The sequence below is a fragment of the Wujia sp. genome (assembly GCF_056872695.1).
This window is the reverse complement of record NZ_DBMFCD010000011.1, coordinates 1-15,756: the sequence shown is the minus strand read 5'-3', so window position 1 is coordinate 15,756 and position 15,756 is coordinate 1. Positions and strand designations below refer to the sequence as shown.

16 protein-coding genes are annotated in these 15,756 nt (G+C 43.1%); all 16 read right to left on the bottom strand.

Translation table 11 applies throughout. The features are described from left to right. Positions 1–11 precede the first annotated feature (11 nt). Complete coding sequence (locus ACZQK9_RS10595; protein ID WP_118734162.1) at positions 12–230, bottom strand: flagellar FlbD family protein; 219 nt, start codon at positions 228–230, stop codon at positions 12–14. Positions 231–383: 153 nt separating this feature from the next. Beyond that, positions 384–1,790, bottom strand: a complete 1,407-nt coding sequence (locus tag ACZQK9_RS10590; protein ID WP_178017379.1) for a flagellar hook protein FlgE — start codon at positions 1,788–1,790, stop codon at positions 384–386. Positions 1,791–1,870: 80 nt separating this feature from the next. Continuing rightward, a complete protein-coding gene (locus tag ACZQK9_RS10585) occupies positions 1,871–2,260 on the bottom strand; it encodes a TIGR02530 family flagellar biosynthesis protein (protein WP_178017380.1) in 390 nt (129 codons plus the stop codon). A 38-nt stretch (positions 2,261–2,298) separates the two neighbouring features. Then, positions 2,299–2,850, bottom strand: coding sequence for a flagellar hook assembly protein FlgD (locus tag ACZQK9_RS10580; protein WP_178017381.1), 552 nt, complete (start codon positions 2,848–2,850; stop codon positions 2,299–2,301). Between the two features lie 20 nt (positions 2,851–2,870). After that, a complete protein-coding gene (locus tag ACZQK9_RS10575) occupies positions 2,871–4,271 on the bottom strand; it encodes a flagellar hook-length control protein FliK (protein ID WP_483270539.1) in 1,401 nt (466 codons plus the stop codon). A 42-nt stretch (positions 4,272–4,313) separates the two neighbouring features. Further along, positions 4,314–5,051, bottom strand: a complete 738-nt coding sequence (locus ACZQK9_RS10570; protein WP_178017383.1) for a MotE family protein — start codon at positions 5,049–5,051, stop codon at positions 4,314–4,316. Next, a complete protein-coding gene (gene fliJ, locus ACZQK9_RS10565; protein ID WP_483270538.1) occupies positions 5,038–5,508 on the bottom strand; it encodes a flagellar export protein FliJ in 471 nt (156 codons plus the stop codon). Before fliJ ends, ACZQK9_RS10570 begins: the two co-directional genes overlap by 14 nt. Before the next feature lie 17 nt (positions 5,509–5,525). After that, complete coding sequence (gene fliI, locus ACZQK9_RS10560; protein ID WP_483270537.1) at positions 5,526–6,836, bottom strand: flagellar protein export ATPase FliI; 1,311 nt, start codon at positions 6,834–6,836, stop codon at positions 5,526–5,528. Between the two features lie 63 nt (positions 6,837–6,899). Then, the gene (locus ACZQK9_RS10555) at positions 6,900–7,727 is read right to left on the bottom strand and encodes a FliH/SctL family protein (protein WP_483270536.1); all 828 of its coding nucleotides are present in this window, start codon (positions 7,725–7,727) and stop codon (positions 6,900–6,902) included. Then, positions 7,720–8,739, bottom strand: a complete 1,020-nt coding sequence (gene fliG / locus ACZQK9_RS10550) for a flagellar motor switch protein FliG (protein WP_178017387.1) — start codon at positions 8,737–8,739, stop codon at positions 7,720–7,722. The genes ACZQK9_RS10555 and fliG overlap by 8 nt, the downstream gene beginning before the upstream one ends. A gap of 4 nt (positions 8,740–8,743) precedes the next feature. Next, on the bottom strand, positions 8,744–10,345 hold the full coding sequence (locus tag ACZQK9_RS10545; RefSeq protein ID WP_483270535.1) for a hypothetical protein: 1,602 nt from the start codon (positions 10,343–10,345) through the stop codon (positions 8,744–8,746). 26 nt (positions 10,346–10,371) lie between these two features. Next, entirely contained in the window at positions 10,372–10,719 is a 348-nt protein-coding gene (gene fliE / locus ACZQK9_RS10540; protein ID WP_216507195.1) for a flagellar hook-basal body complex protein FliE, read from the bottom strand. 20 nt (positions 10,720–10,739) lie between these two features. Next, positions 10,740–11,180 carry a flagellar basal body rod protein FlgC gene (gene flgC / locus ACZQK9_RS10535; protein ID WP_178017390.1) on the bottom strand — a complete coding sequence of 147 codons (441 nt, stop codon included), beginning with the start codon at positions 11,178–11,180 and terminating at the stop codon, positions 10,740–10,742. A gap of 67 nt (positions 11,181–11,247) precedes the next feature. Further along, a complete protein-coding gene (flgB, locus tag ACZQK9_RS10530; RefSeq protein ID WP_021985357.1) occupies positions 11,248–11,646 on the bottom strand; it encodes a flagellar basal body rod protein FlgB in 399 nt (132 codons plus the stop codon). Positions 11,647–11,841: 195 nt separating this feature from the next. Then, the gene (gene topA, locus ACZQK9_RS10525) at positions 11,842–13,896 is read right to left on the bottom strand and encodes a type I DNA topoisomerase (RefSeq protein ID WP_483270534.1); all 2,055 of its coding nucleotides are present in this window, start codon (positions 13,894–13,896) and stop codon (positions 11,842–11,844) included. A 272-nt stretch (positions 13,897–14,168) separates the two neighbouring features. After that, positions 14,169–15,756, bottom strand: a 1,588-nt coding sequence (locus ACZQK9_RS10520) for an ABC transporter permease (protein WP_483270533.1), incomplete at its 5' end; no start/stop codon positions are given.

Sequence of the window (15,756 nt, the reverse complement as noted above, 5' to 3'; positions counted from 1 at the left end):
GTTGTTATCCCCTATACATTCTCTGCCTTGTTCCCACAATCCAAGAATAAAGCAAATATTTTTCTCTTATAACCAATCACAAGTGAGGTTACTTGCTCAGCAGACTCACTCACGACGAATTTCTTGCCGTTCGTCAGCGTAATCACAGTATCCGGAGTCTCCTCCACTGTCTCTATCAGTTCGGCATTGATCGTCATCTTTTTCCCTTTTAATCTGGTTACTTCAATCATATCTCTGTACTCCCTGAAAGATTACACATTTTCCGACATTACAATTAGGCTAATTATAGCACAGTTCGATTTTTATGTCTACAAAATAAGGCAGGCATTTTCCACTTTTTCACATCGTCAAAAGTAGAAAATACCTGCCCTTTTATTTATAAATTATCGTTTCAGGTTTACAAGCTCTTCAAGCATGGAATCTGAGGTTGTGATAATACGGGAATTCGCCTGGAATCCTCTCTGTGTTGTGATCATATCTGTAAACTCTGCAGAAAGATCAACATTTGACATCTCTAGAACACCCTGTGAGATTTTTCCGCCATCCTCGTCAACAGACGTTCCGATACCATCAAAGTAACCGGAGTTCTGTGTAGTTGTATACACACTATTACCAAGTGCTTCGAGTGCCATCGGGTTTGCAAAAGTTGCAACAGATATCTGTCCAAGCAGCTTTGTCTCACCGTTTGTGTAAACGCCATATAACTTACCTGTCTCATCAATGCTGACATCATTCAACTTACCCATGGAACGACCGCCACCAGTAGAATCCGCAGCTCCACGTACTGCCTTTACTGTAGACTTACCGTTTGATTCAAATCTTGTTAAATATGAGAAATTGACATCAATTCCATCGACAGCCTCACCATTGATTACAGATTGGAATACATCGCCCTTCTCATTCGGATTATTCGGTTTAATCTCAAGCTTCGCATTCTTTTGTCCCGCTGCTCCAACATATTCAAAGTTACCTGTATCCGCATCAAATTTGACCTGAATGGAATTTGCGCCTCCAATTGTAGCTGTATAACCACCTTCAACAGTAGCTGTTGTCGGATCGTCCGTTCCTGTTATCTCAATATTATTTGAATCCTTGATGGATACAATCTCAAGATTATATAAAGACTTATCCGCCTGGTTCTGATCCTGCGTTAACTTGAATTTTACAGTATAATTATAACCAAGCGCATCATAGATTGACACCGAAATTGCACGTCCATCCACAGATGTAAGTTCAGGATCTGTCATATCAATATTTCCGGTCAGATGTGCATCGGTTGTCATCTGTGGAGATGACACCTTGTTATCTTCTGACTCCGGATAAAGTGCCGATACCGTATCCTTCTTGATCTGGTTCGGATTATCCGGATCAACCTGCCATCCCATAACCTGATATCCACTTCCGTTTACAAGACATCCACTTCCATCGACGCCAAAGGAACCTACCTTAGTAAAATAATTTGTTCCACCACGGCTGACTACAAAGAACGCAGAACCGGAAAGCATCATATCATATGTGTTGTTTGTTGTCTGCGCACTACCATTCTGTGTGATCGATGTCTGAATGGATGATGTCTTGGCACCAAGACCGATCTGGGATGCGTTTGTACCGCCTGTGGTAGCTGTCGCACCGGTCGCATTGGCACTTGTCTGATATAAAACATCGCTGAATAACACCGATGAAGATTTGAATCCTGTTGTATTAACGTTTGCGATATTATTACCGATAACGTCCATTTTTGTCTGATGTGTCTTAAGCCCGGCAACACCAGAATAAAGTGATCTCATCATAATTTTTGACCTCCATAATCTTGTTTAAAATTTTCCTCTGTCATTCGGAAAACCAAAGCCTCCTTATCGGTCCGGCTTTTTTATACAATGACGGCTCCATCAATATTTGTAAACACCTGTCCGCTTTCTCCCTGCTCCATCGCAGTGATTACGGTATTGTTCTTGACATTTACAATAAATGCCAGATTGTCCATCATCACGAGTGATTCCTGAATCTGCTTTGTCCTCGCCTGTCCAACGCCTTGATTCAGACGTTCCAGCTGATCCTCGGACAACTCAATATTCCGGTTTTCCAACCGCTGATTTGCATGCTTAGAAAATTTCACTTTCTGTTCGAATTTCGCATTTAATACTTCCTGAAAGCTGACAGCTTCTTTGTTTGATTCTGTCGTTTTTTCCGGCTTCACATTCTGGAAATACAGATTTGCAGCCTGTCCCATAGAAAGAAAATCGACATCGAAAGATCGCATATGCATTCCCTCCTTGTTCTGCATAAGACTGTCATTCCTTAAGCTTCTTCTGTTTTATCTGTTTTATCTGTTTTGTCTCCAGTATTGTCTGTATCGTTTGTGCTGTCATCAGAATTATTATCTTTATTAATTGTTCCATCGCTGTTTGCATGTTTCTTCAAATATAGATAATAATCATAATCAATCACCGAATCCAAATCTTCTGCTGGATAATATGTATTATTAACTGACAGGTACACATCACCATCCTTTACCGTCGCATACTCTACAAGTCCACTGATCATTGCCTGCTTACCTGAAGCATCCGTTGTATTCATGATTACATATTTGCCAACCAGATTCAGGTTATTTCCCTTATCCAGTGTATCACTGATATTAAGCTGTGCCTCCAACGCAGAATATTGTGCTAACTGAGACATATATTCTGTATTATCACTCGGATTTAAGGGATCCTGATACTGCATCTGTGTTACAAGCAGATTCAAAAACGCTTCCTTGTCAAGATCGCTTCCGGATGTTTTTCCCTTGGATGTTGCAGAATAACTATTTGAGCTGTTTGCAATACTGCTGACTGCTGAATCAACTGCCATGTTATGCCTCCTTTCTTATGTCATGCCATATAATTTACCTGATTACCCTGTGCTTTCATCATTTCTGACTTCAATGACATATCTTCATTTATTTCATCGTCAGAACCGCTTGAGAAGTTAACCGAGCCAGCCGATTTTCCTGGCTTTTGCTCTTTTTGCTCCATTTGTGCTTGTGCATCGCTTTCTTCCGTAAAATAATCTGGTGTCCCGACCATAACTTCAATGGCCTCTACCTTAAGATCCTGATTTTCAAAAGCTTCTTTCAGCACTGTCAGGCCCGACTCCACAGCCGCCTTTGCCGCTTCGTTTTCTGCAATAATCTGCGCCTGCATCACACCATTTTTTGTAGATACATGAATCTGTACCTTTCCAAGCTGTTCCGGATTCAGCTGCAGGGTCATCGATGTGACATCTTTTGATAAGTTCAATCTAATCTCATCCACCACCTGACGGACAATATCCGTCTGTGTTACAGATGTATCAAACGGCGTTGTCGCGATCTCATCACCTGTTATTTGACCCATCGCCTGATTAAGATTGGAAATCAAACCTTCTGCATTCTGTTTCATCATATCTGCCGAAGCATTCGAATCTCCGGAATCCTCTGTCTGTACAGTCACCTGTATCTCCGTGTCAGTAGTCTGGGGTTCAGCACTTTTTACATCTGTCTGGGTAACATGCTCCTCCGGTGTTGTCTGTGCAACCATCTCAGTTTTTGCTTCCACCGTCTGTGGCTTTTCAGTATCTGCAACCGGTTCATTTTTCTCTGTATATGCTGATTCTATCTCCTCCGGAAATAATTCCTCAACCGGCACTTCTGTCGAAATCACTGTCTCATCCGCCACAGTCAAAACCTCATCCAGAAGCTGCATTGCCTGTTGCATGAGAGTATCCAGAGATTCATTGATCAGCAAATCCACAGATGTTGCATCATTAATCTGCAGAATAAAATCCTTCATCACAGCCGGGTCAAGCAGGTCTTTCATCATAAGTCCCGCTGTCTGCAAGAGATTCTGCAATGTTTCATCATCCACATTCAAAAACTTTTTCAGCTTACCAGAAAGCAGTTTCACTTTTATATCGTCGCTTTCTGTTTCCTGTGCAGCTTCATTTTGCTTTGTTTTTTCTGCATCGGTATGTGTTGTTTCTGTCTTTGCATCCGTTTTCTCATACTTGTTCAGATTCGTCTTTTTTTTCTCACCAGAAACCGTTGTGTCTGCCTGTTTTACTGCATCTACATCGTTTTTCGTCATTTCAGAATCCGCTGTCTGTGCGGTGGTATCCGGCTTGGTTACAGCCAGATTCATCAGGTCTGCAAATGTTCCAGAAGCTTTGTCCTTCGACTTTGATTTGTCTGTAATTCCGCCTGTCTGGGGTATATCGATTTTTCCGATTCCACTTGATTGAATTCCTACAATCATTCGCGTTCCTCCTTTTTTCTTATTTGGAATTGTACAACAGCTCTATGGCAAGAGTTTTTTTGTTACCGCAGCCGCAAAATCCGGATTCATTGCTGCAAGTACCTTTCCTCTTGACTGCGCATCCATATTGTTCATGATCAACGCAACCGTATCAAGATCATTGCCCATCGTCTCCAAAATCTTTGCAGCTTCCGCTGCATTCATTTCTTCATAAGACTGTGCCATTTTCTTAATACTGTCATCTGCCTGATCCTGTTCCAACACCTGCTGATAGATCTCAGCGGCGGATTCCGCATCCAACTCATTGTACCACTCTTTATATGTATCGGTATCTGGAGCCGAATCTCCATAGACTATTTCGTCATAAAATTTCTTTTTTTCATCTTCAAAGTCACTTTGATCCTTTGCAATGGTCGTCAGACGGTCAACTTCTGCCTGTAATTCCGTCACCTTGTCGTTCAGTTCGGAGATTTCCGCATCTTTGCTTCCAATCGCTGCATCCTGTGTCTCAATCTGTTTTAAAGCATCCTGCAGGTTATCATAAGGATAATCACTCTCAATTGCAACTTCCTCATCCGAAGCATCTGGCAATATTTTATTGATTACAGGAATATCCTTAAATACCGGGCGGAGCACACGGCTTCCAAATCCACCTACATCACATTTTATGAGCAGGCACATCACGCTCAACCATGTAATTACGATTAAAACGCCGATCAGAATGCCTACACCTTTATTGTTGCTGGAGTTTTCTCCTTTTTCTCTCTTATTTTTTGCCATTGCCTTCCACCTCTTTCTTCGCGCTTGTAAACTGATACCCTGCCACCTCGTCGGTCTCCTGCTTTTCGGTCGCATTTAGCTCCTGTTTAAATTCGTCAAACTTCTTTTCTTTGAGCTTTTCATGCATCTTCCGTTCCTGCATCTCCCGTGCCATCTTCTGTCTGGCAAGCTCCAGCTCTTTACTCTTCTGACGGATCACGGCATTCTGCGCCTCAATCATCATGTCTAAGATATCCATGCTGTTTGCATTTTCTTCAATCTCAAGAAAATCCAGTTTTCCCTGTATGGACGTCTGATAAGCTTCATAATATCCCTGTTTGCGTTCCTTTAATGCCGCAAGCTTCTGTTCCTCCACCATAAGCGTCTGCCTTGCTTCCGCATACTCCTGCTTGGCAGATTCCTCCAGCTTATATTTGATATTCAAAATGTTCTGCATCTGATAGATAAACTTCGCCATACATTCTTCATCCTGTCTTATTCAAAAATTGCATACAACTGCTGCAACTCATCTTCCAACAAAAACTTGCTGTCCACGTCCTGCATCAGATACGCATTGACTTGATTGATCTTCGTAATTGCATAATCAATCTCCGGATTGGATCCGGATTTATAGGCACCAATATTGATCAGATCCTCTGCATCGTTGTAAGTTGCAAGCACATTTTTTAATCTGCCCGCCGCCTGCTTATGCTCCTTCGATGCAATCGCACTCATGCATCGGGAGATACTCGCCATAATATCGATTGCCGGGTAATGGTTCTTATGTGCCAGATTTCTTGACAACACAATGTGTCCATCCAGGATGCCTCGCGCCGTATCAGTGATTGGCTCGTTAAAATCATCACCATCGACAAGTACCGTATAAAGGCCTGTGATTGAACCCTGTTGTGTGTTTCCTGCGCGTTCTAATACCTTTGGAAGCTCCGCATATACCGACGGCGGATATCCTCTTGTAACCGGTGGTTCCCCGGATGCCAGTCCGATCTCCCGCTGTGCCATTGAAAATCGGGTCAGAGAGTCCATCATCAGAAGGACATCCTTGCCCTGATCCCGAAAATATTCTGCAATCGCGGTTGCAGTCTTTGCCGCTTTATTGCGGATCAGCGCCGGTTTATCCGAAGTTGCAATTACAAGCACAGAACGCTTCAGACCTTCTGTTCCCAGATCCCGCTCGATAAACTCCCCTACCTCACGGCCACGCTCGCCGATCAGCGCGATCACGTTGATGTCCGCCTTTGTATTTCTGGCAAACATACCAAGCAGTGTACTTTTCCCAACACCACTTCCGGCGAAGATGCCAATACGCTGTCCCTTTCCGATCGTTAAAAGTCCATCCACTGCCTTTACCCCGAGCGGCAGCACCTCATCAATCAATTTACGCTTGAGCGGATCTGGCGGTGGCGCGTCAATCGGGTACGTTTTCGACGTTGTAAGCGTACTTCCGTCCATCGGTCGCCCGATGCCATCTAACACCTTTCCTAGCAACTCCTCGCCAACCGGAACCTGCAGGACACCTTCCGTATTCCGAACCGTTGCCCCCAGTCCGATTCCATCAACCGAATCATACGGCATCAGTAGTACCTTGTTCTCACGGAAACCGACGACCTCTGCCATAACCTTCGTCATACCATCTTTCGAGATGATTTCACACAGATCGTTCAGTTTTGCCGGTGGGCCTACCGATTCTACCGTCAGCCCGACAACCTTATTTACTTTTCCGTAATGCACGCTGAAATCACGATACAGCAGCGCATCATATTTTGTTCGGTCAAACTTCTTCAACATCCCATTGCTCCATTTACGGCTATATATAGAGAATCGCAGATATTGCTATCTGCGATCATGCCTTTATTGCGTAGATAATAATTTGATAGCGGTAATCAGATTCCGCACCTGTACGTCCATGGACAGATCCACGATGCCCGTGTCACTTTCGATCTGACATTGCCCCTTTTGTAGTTTTGTATCACTGAATATCTCTATGGTTATTCCCGGATTCGCAGCTCCGGACAATCGATCCGCATTATCTGCAATATATGTATAATTCTCTTCTGATACCCGGATGACAAATTTTCTGGAATCCTCATCCTCATTTAACACCTGATTGATCATATAGATCATTACCGGCTTATAATCATCGACCAGTATGCCGGTCAGCTTCTGAATCAGCTTACAGGCAACATCCACAATCTGTTCCTCGGTATCTGTGATGTTCTCCATCATTTCTTCCCGTGCCTGTGCGAGTGCCTGATCGCGTTCCCGGCTGATCTTTTCCAGATACTCATCTGCTCGGCGCATCGCTTCCATATTTCCATCTTCGAGTCCTTTTGCAAAGCCCTCTTCCTGTGCAGCCTTGCGGATTGCCTCTGCATCTGCATTGGCATCCTCCAAAATCTTCTGTGCCCGCGCGCGCGCATCATCCTGCAAAAGCTTCGCCTTCTCCATCGCATCATCCAAAAGCTCTTTGTGTTCTTCCAGATTGATTGTGGCAGCCATCTCTGTAATACCCGCCTCAAAGGTATCTCCTGCATCTGCAGAATTATCTGGTACATCATTCTTCTGACGAACCACACGCGTTTTGGGCGGTTCAATCACACGGCTGTTTGCATCAATCACAAACGGTTCCTGCGACACCGTTCGCATGCCCGGTATCCCGGATTTAAAAATATTAGACAACGATCTCGTCACCTCCACCACGGGAAATTACGATCTCGCCGGCATCCTCCAGTTTTCGGATAATATTTACAATCTTCTGCTGTGCATCCTCGACATCCTTCAGCCGGACAGGTCCCATAAATTCCATGTCCTCTTTGATCATAGAAGCCAGACGGGAAGACAGGTTATCAAAGATCACCTTCTGTACATCCTCATTTGCATTTTTAAGTGCAATTGCAAGTTCGTTGTTCTCCACCTCACGAAGCACTGTCTGGATTGCACGATTATCAAGCAACAGAATATCCTCGAACACGAACATCTTTCTGCGGATCTCGTCTGCCAATTCCGGTTCTTCGATTTCGAGATTTTCCATAATATGTTTCTCGGTACTCCGGTCGACGGTATTCAGAATATTGACGATGGAGTCCACGCCACCGACAATTGTGTAATCCTGATTGACCAGAGATGCCAGTTTTTTCTCCAAAATTTTCTCCACATCTTTGATTACATCTGGGCTGGTTCGATCCATCATTGCTATACGTTTTGCTACATCCGCCTGCTTCTCCGGAGCTAACGCACTAACCACAGCTGCCGCTTGTGATGCCGGAAGATACGAGAGAATCAAAGCAATTGTCTGCGGATGCTCATCCTGAATGAAATTCAACAGCTGATTTGCGTCTGCTTTTCGAACAAACTCAAACGGACGCACCTGTAAAGATGCCGTCAATCTGCCAATGACATCTCTTGCACGATCCTCGCCAAGCGCCTTATCCAAAAGCTCCTTGGCATATGCAATACCACCCTCTGCAATATATTGCTGTGCCAGACAAACCTCATAGAATTCATCCAACACCTCATCTTTTAACTCTGCCGATACACTTTTTGTATTGGCGATTTCCAATGTCAGTGCCTCAATCTCATCATCCTTCAAATGTTGAAAGATTTTGGAGGAACGTTCCGGGCCAAGCGCGATCAGCAAAATTGCAGCTTTCTGCACACCTGTAATATCCGATGAATGTAATGTTGTCGCCATAGTATCACTCCCAATCGTCGTTTAGCCAATTTCGTAACAATGCCACTACTGCTTCCGGATTCTCATCCACAAATTTCTCAATCTGCTGCTTGGAAGCGGATTTATCACTAAACTCAATATCATCCAAAGTCTGGTTTTCCTTCGTTGTCGCAAGTAAAGCTTCTACCGAAAGCTCCGGTTCTGTCTCTACAACCTCCTGTGGTTTCATGCTACGGAATACAACAAATAAGAGTAATCCACCAATAACCACAGCAAGAACAATTGACAAAATACTCTGTACCGGTACAGACTTTGTCTCTGCCGGGTAAAAAACAGGCACAATCCGTTCTACAACATAGATATTTGCCGCCTTCATGCCAGTTGCACTTGCAAGCATATTTACCATTTCTTCCGGATTAATATTCTCCGTCGGTGTCGAGTTCGCTGCCTGATACTCTGCAAAGGTTGTGTCATTCAACAACCCCTGCTCCTTCATCTGATCCTCGTAATAATTCTCATACCGTGTCAGATACAGCGCCATACTGGAATTCTTCATATCGACATCTCCGACCGGTGTCACAGTACGTGTAGTTGTACTGCTTGTCTCATAATCCTCACGAAGAACACTCAGTGTTGAACCGGCATTTGCATTATCAAGCAGATTATAGTCTGTAATTTCCTCACCATTTGCATCCGTTCCAACTACACCACCGGTACCATCTGTGTTTTCCGCCAGATAATAATAGTGGGATGATTTCGGACCGGTATCGTCCTCATCGTTGGAATAGTATTTGATGTCCTCAATCTCCTGCTGGGAAATATTCACATCCAGATTTGCAGATACAGATACTTCATCGTATACACCAGAATTCACCATCAAGTTCCAAAGCTTGCTGTTGTAATACTCCTCGACCTGCTGTTGTACCATAATAACCGGAGAAGCACTTGTTGTGGAATTCTGACCGGAGAATAATAATTCACCCTTGTTATCCACGATTGTGATTGCCTTAGTATCCGAATTACCAACGCATGTTTTTGCATATTCTACAATCGCATTTGTACTTTCCTGATTATAATCACCGTTTATGGTAAGCATAATGCTGACCGATGCAGTCTGATCACTCGCATATACCGTGTTCGTACTTTCTGGCAGATTAATTGTAACCGATGCTTTCGTCACGCCCTGCATGGATGCGATATCCCGTTCCATCTCAGACTGTTTATAAAGCTTTGCCTTAAGCTTCTTCTCCGAATCTGTGGTATTAAAACTGTTGTTAAACAGACTGTCATAATCCGACTGTCCGTTGTTCGTTCCAATACCATTCTCGCCAAGGAGCAGACGTGCCTGAGACACTTGATTTTCATCGACCTCGATTTTTAACGCATCGTCGCTGACCTTGTATGTAATTGAATTTTCTTCCAGCAGATTCGCTGCCTGCGCGGCTGTCGCTGTATCCTCAAAGGTGGACAACACCACATAAGAAGTCCGATTTAAGATTGCAACCAACGCAATCACTGCAACCAGAACTGCCGCCAGAACCGAGAAAAATAACGCTTTCTGTCTCTTTGTGTATTTTTTCCAAAACTCAACTATCTTTGACGGTAGTTGACTAAACCATTCTCTCATATGCTACCTACTCTATATGCATCTGATTACAACTGCATATTCATCAATTCTTTATATGCGGATACAACCGCATTTGTAACTTTCACTGTATACTGCAGGGAAATGTTTGCCTTACGCGCAGCAGCAGCAACATCATGGATGTTATCTGAATAACCGAGTGCATAACTCATCTCCGCAGACTCTGCAGACTTCTGAAGAGAATCTGTTTCTTTGTACATATCCACTGCCGCATTCAAAAATGTATCAAACGCCGTACCTTGTGAGCCAGACGTCTTCTTATCTGCACGTTCCGCAGAGCTTGCGGAATTCGCAGACTGAATACTGTTTAAGGTTGTCCATTCATCACTGAACAGACTTACTGGTGTAATTGCCATTTATTTATCTCCTGCTACTCTTAGCTGTTAAATAGTTCCAATCCTTTTGCTGCGATATTTTTCGCTGCATTGAATGCCGTCGCACTTGCCTCATAGGAACGGCTTGAATCAATCAGGTTTGTCATCTCGGTCACCGTGTCCACATTTGGATATTCCACATAGCCATCTGCATTTGCATCCGGATTATCCGGCTCGTATACAAGACGTAAATCTGATGGATCTTCCACAATCTTTGTTACCTTGACACCATTTGGTTCATAATTTGCCATATAACCATTTAACATATGATCAAAAGATGTTGTATCCTGTTCTTCAAACACGACCGTCTTTCTGCGATACGCACCACCGTTTTCTGTACGTGTAGTATTTGCATTGGCAATGTTCTGTGCAATTACATCCATTCGCATCTGCTGTGCCGTCATACCGGTTGCAGATACGTTCATCGCTGAAAATACACCCATCGCTGTTACCTCCCTATTCTGATATCTGATGTTCTTATGGGTACATCACTATCAGATATTATCCTCATTAATTTCCAGAGCTAAGCACAGTATTATATCTGGCAAATTCCTGATTCATCAGATCTACAAGTGCCTGATACTTGATCTGGTTTTCCGCCAGTCTTGCTTCTTCGGTATTAATATCGACATTATTACCATCTAACCGGTAAGAAAGTGATGCATTATCCGTATACACCTGTGCATCCAATGTCTCAAGATTCTGATTTGCTTTTTTTACTGCCTTGCTCAGATTCTTTTCCCCTGCAAGCTCACCTTGCAGAACCGACTCAAAATCCAGATCTTTCCGCTTGTAATTCGGTGTGCTTACATTCGCAATGTTGTTTGTCAGAAGCTCATTTCGCAGATTCGCTGCATCCGCTGCTTTGTCCAAAATATTCACATAATTATAAATACCGGATGTGATCATCGACTTCCTCCTTTATCTATATTCAAATCATCTAACACATATCAGAACGGATATGTATTGATATAAAATATAGCCGTCTTAAACACCCATATTGTATCCATACAAAAATAGTTACTGTACAGATTTCCATACAGTAACTATCCTACCATATTTTGTGGTATGCTTCAACAAAAATCTTTTCCTACCACTAAATATTTACTCATTTTCATTTTTTTCGCGTTCGCAGGTGTATCCGCACGTCTCGGAGGCGCACAGAAGCTTGTTTCCCTTCTCCACCATGTAGCCGCCGCATTTCGGACATTTCTTGTCCGACGGCTTCGACCAGGACATGAAATCGCAGTCCGGATAACCGATACATCCGTAGTAAAGTCTGCCCTTTTTCGTCTTTCGAAGGATGATATCCTTGCCACATTTCGGACAGGCAACGCCAATCTTCTCATAGTATGTCTTTGTGTTCCGGCACTCTGGGAATCCCGGACAAGCAAGAAACTTTCCATGTGGACCATATTTGATGACCATCATGCGTCCGCACTGGTCACACGGCACATCGGATACCTCATCGGCAATCTTCACAGATTCCAGAGATTCCTTTGCCTTCTCCACAGACTCTGCGAGATCCGGATAGAAATTCCGGATAACAACCTTCCACTCTAATTTCCCTTCTTCAATGCTGTCCAGAAGCGACTCAATATTTGCTGTAAACTCGGTATCCACAATTGCCGGGAATGCATCCGACATCATTTTATTGACTGCCGCACCAAGCTCTGTCACATACAGATTCTTGTTCTCCCGGATCACATAACGCCTGTTTAAAATCGTTGTGATCGTCGATGCATACGTAGACGGACGCCCGATTCCAAGCTCCTCCATCGTCTTTACAAGAAGCGCCTCTGTATAATGTGCCGGCGGCTGTGTGAAATGCTGCTTTTCCTCAAGCTCTGCACAGGTAAGTATTGTACCTTTTTCCAGTCCGGTCAGTCTTGTCTTTTCTTCCTTCTCTTCATCTAACGAATATACAGACATGAATCCATCGAACACAACCTTCGATGTAGAAGCCTTAAACTTATGTTCCTCTGCCGTGGCATATACTGTCTTGTTCTCATAAACTGCCGGTGCCATACGGCTTGCCAGAAAACGGTTATAGATAAGCTGGTATAAACGGAACTGGTCACGTGGAAGCTGCTCCTTTAATTTTACAGGAGACAGTTCGACATTTGTCGGACGGATTGCCTCGTGCGCATCCTGAATCTTCTTGCCGGTCTTTACATCCTTTGCCTCACCGACATAATTCTCACCAAACTGCTGCTTGATGTATTCCTTCGCATTTTTGTCTGCTTCCTCTGAGATTCGTGTCGAATCTGTACGCAGGTATGTAATCAGACCGATCGAGCCCATGCCCTTGATCTCCACACCTTCATACAACTGCTGTGCGATACGCATCGTCTTATTTGTTGCAAAATTCAATTTCTTTCCAGCTTCCTGCTGCAACGTACTTGTTGTAAACGGAAGTGGCTGTTTCTTCGTCTTCTCGCTTACCTTTATCTCCGAAACCGTAAATGGCTTTCCGTCGATTTCTTTCTTTACCCGATCAAGTTCTTCTTTTTTGACTTTATCCTTCGCATAATGAAAGCAAACCGGTTTCAACGCCGGATTCGCTGACAGATACGCATCTAAGCTCCAGTATTCTTCCGGAATAAATGCATTGATCTCATCTTCCCGGTCACAGATCAGTTTCAAAGCGGCTGACTGCACACGACCGGCACTCAAACCTCTCTTGATCTTCTCCCACAAAAGCGGGCTGATGGAATAGCCAACCAGACGGTCAAGCACACGTCTTGCCTGTTGTGCATCTACCAGATCCATGTCAATTTCCCTGGCATTTTTTATAGAAGATTTGACTGCATTTTTCGTAATCTCATTAAATGTAATTCTCTTATAATTTTTGCCTTCCAGTTTCAGGGCGGCAATCAGATGATACGAGATTGCTTCTCCTTCACGGTCAGGGTCCGTTGCGAGATAGATCTTATCTGCTTTTTTGACTGCCTTACGAAGCTGCGCCAATAATTCACCTTTCCCCCGAATTGTGATGTAATGCGGTTCGTAATCATGTTCAATATCAATACCCATCTGGCTTTTCGGCATATCCCGTACATGTCCGTTCGATGCGATAACATCATAGGATGCACCCAGGAATTTTTTAATTGTCTTTGCCTTTGCCGGTGACTCGACAATTACCAGATTTTTTGCCATTTCCCATTCCTCCAATACTTTTCTAGTATTCAAAAACAAGCAAACTATACACTATTTTCGGTGGAGGTGCAAGGTTAAATTCTTTTCTATCCCATTTTTTGTTCCATCTTCTACCCTATTTTCACCACACTTCTTCTATCCTCTTTATAATTTCAATAATCGAAAATTCCGCAATATCAACTAATAAACTAATATATATGGCATATAGTGTTTCTTATTCCATTCTCATTTCTGCATTCGGTATAAGCAATTATCTGATACTCTCATACTTACTATCCCTGATACCTTATTCTTTCTACCAGCGTTTCCTTTTTCAGATTACTGCTTAAAACGCAGGAAAGTACAATCTGCAACAGACCGACCAAAAAAATCATAATAAAAATTGGTACGATTGGAACATGATAGATATTTATTCCAAATATTCCATTATGCTTTGCATAGGCAAAGAGCGCGTAGCCAAGTGGCAGACCAACGACAAGTGCTACACATATGGTGCCAACCGAAAAAATCAGTCCCTGTAACTGCAGGCATAAATTTAATTGTTTATTTGTCATACCCACAGCCTGTAATATACCATATTCCTGCTTTTTTGTCGTAATATTCATGATCATGGTATTCGCCATATTCATAAACCCGATGAGTCCTACAATAGCCATAAACAGATAACAGCCAAGCTTCATCATGCGGGCTGCAAATTCTGCAGATTGTAACTGGGCATGATAAGTATCCATTTTTATATGCGAAGTATTAGAAATCAAAGTATTCAGACTTTGTTCTACAGATGCCACATCTTTTTTATCACAGTCCACCCACAGATAGCCATAGGCTGTCCCTCTCGGATTCATGGAACGATATACACCTTCCGGAATGACAAGATAAGTGTCCGCACTTACAAAAGATCCTGCAATCTTTCCCTGATAGGTATAGGTTCCACTTCCATTCTCAAAGTCAAATGCAATGGATTCACCCGGAGCATATCCATCTTGTTCCATCCACGTTGACCAGCCAAAGAAAATATCACCATTCTTTACCGCCTGATCATAGTCCATAGAGCCAATATCCCCTTCTTGGCGCATAAAATCAAAATCCTTTTTACTCACAATAGTAGCCGGAAATCTTGTTCCGTTCAGATTTACAGAGACAATCTCTCTCGTCATGACATCTGTTACTCCCGGAATGCTTTTGATTTCTTCAATCAGCGAATCATTCAATGGATCATCCGTCAGAATCGTATCCAGATTATTCTCCGGATATCTTTCATCATACTCAGCAGAATAGTCAAGCTGCAGTTCAAATTGTCCATGATTAACGGAAAGACGTGCTTCATGCTCCGTGTCAATATTTCCCACATAATTAGAGATAATCACAAACAATGTGCAGGAAAGCCCCATCGTAAGGATGGTACCAATGGTTCTTTTGGGATTACCCGTTACATTTGCCATTGCCATAGAAAACACGGTAACATTTTTTCTGCCATTTCGTTTTCCATTTCTTTGTGTTTCTGCATTTTCTAAATACCGTGTTGCTTCGATAGGCGAAATCCGTGAAACAATTTTCATTGGTTTACGCAGTGCCAAAGCAACGGTAAGAAATGATACGAAAATACAGAGAAGCATAACAGGCAGGGAAAACAGAGGAACCTGCTGATTTTGAACTCCCATAGAGCCAGTTCCGGTTGATACAAGGTTCCCCTGTTCTACCAGCCAGTTAAAACCGCATTTTGCAATCAGAAAGCCAAAAAGCAATCCAACCGGTATTGAAAAAATTGTCAAAAAAATGCCCTCTCTGAAGATCAGTTGTTTCATCTGCTTTTTTGTCGCTCCCAGAGCCTTGATTTTTCCATACTCCTGTATCTTGTTG

Bases quoted from the DNA above. Each gene is read 5' to 3' on its own strand.
- ACZQK9_RS10595 (WP_118734162.1), bottom strand. From the start codon at position 230: ATGATTGAAGTAACCAGATTAAAAGGGAAAAAGATGACGATCAATGCC.
- ACZQK9_RS10590 (WP_178017379.1), bottom strand. From the start codon at position 1,790: ATGATGAGATCACTTTATTCTGGTGTTGCCGGGCTTAAGACACATCAG.
- ACZQK9_RS10585 (WP_178017380.1), bottom strand. From the start codon at position 2,260: ATGCGATCTTTCGATGTCGATTTTCTTTCTATGGGACAGGCTGCAAAT.
- ACZQK9_RS10580 (WP_178017381.1), bottom strand. From the start codon at position 2,850: ATGGCAGTTGATTCAGCAGTCAGCAGTATTGCAAACAGCTCAAATAGT.
- ACZQK9_RS10575 (WP_483270539.1), bottom strand. From the start codon at position 4,271: ATGATTGTAGGAATTCAATCAAGTGGAATCGGAAAAATCGATATACCC.
- ACZQK9_RS10570 (WP_178017383.1), bottom strand. From the start codon at position 5,051: ATGGCAAAAAATAAGAGAGAAAAAGGAGAAAACTCCAGCAACAATAAA.
- fliJ (WP_483270538.1), bottom strand. From the start codon at position 5,508: ATGGCGAAGTTTATCTATCAGATGCAGAACATTTTGAATATCAAATAT.
- fliI (WP_483270537.1), bottom strand. From the start codon at position 6,836: ATGTTGAAGAAGTTTGACCGAACAAAATATGATGCGCTGCTGTATCGT.
- fliG (WP_178017387.1), bottom strand. From the start codon at position 8,739: ATGGCGACAACATTACATTCATCGGATATTACAGGTGTGCAGAAAGCT.
- ACZQK9_RS10545 (WP_483270535.1), bottom strand. From the start codon at position 10,345: ATGAGAGAATGGTTTAGTCAACTACCGTCAAAGATAGTTGAGTTTTGG.
- fliE (WP_216507195.1), bottom strand. From the start codon at position 10,719: ATGGCAATTACACCAGTAAGTCTGTTCAGTGATGAATGGACAACCTTA.
- flgC (WP_178017390.1), bottom strand. From the start codon at position 11,180: ATGGGTGTATTTTCAGCGATGAACGTATCTGCAACCGGTATGACGGCA.
- flgB (WP_021985357.1), bottom strand. From the start codon at position 11,646: ATGATCACATCCGGTATTTATAATTATGTGAATATTTTGGACAAAGCA.
- topA (WP_483270534.1), bottom strand. From the start codon at position 13,896: ATGGCAAAAAATCTGGTAATTGTCGAGTCACCGGCAAAGGCAAAGACA.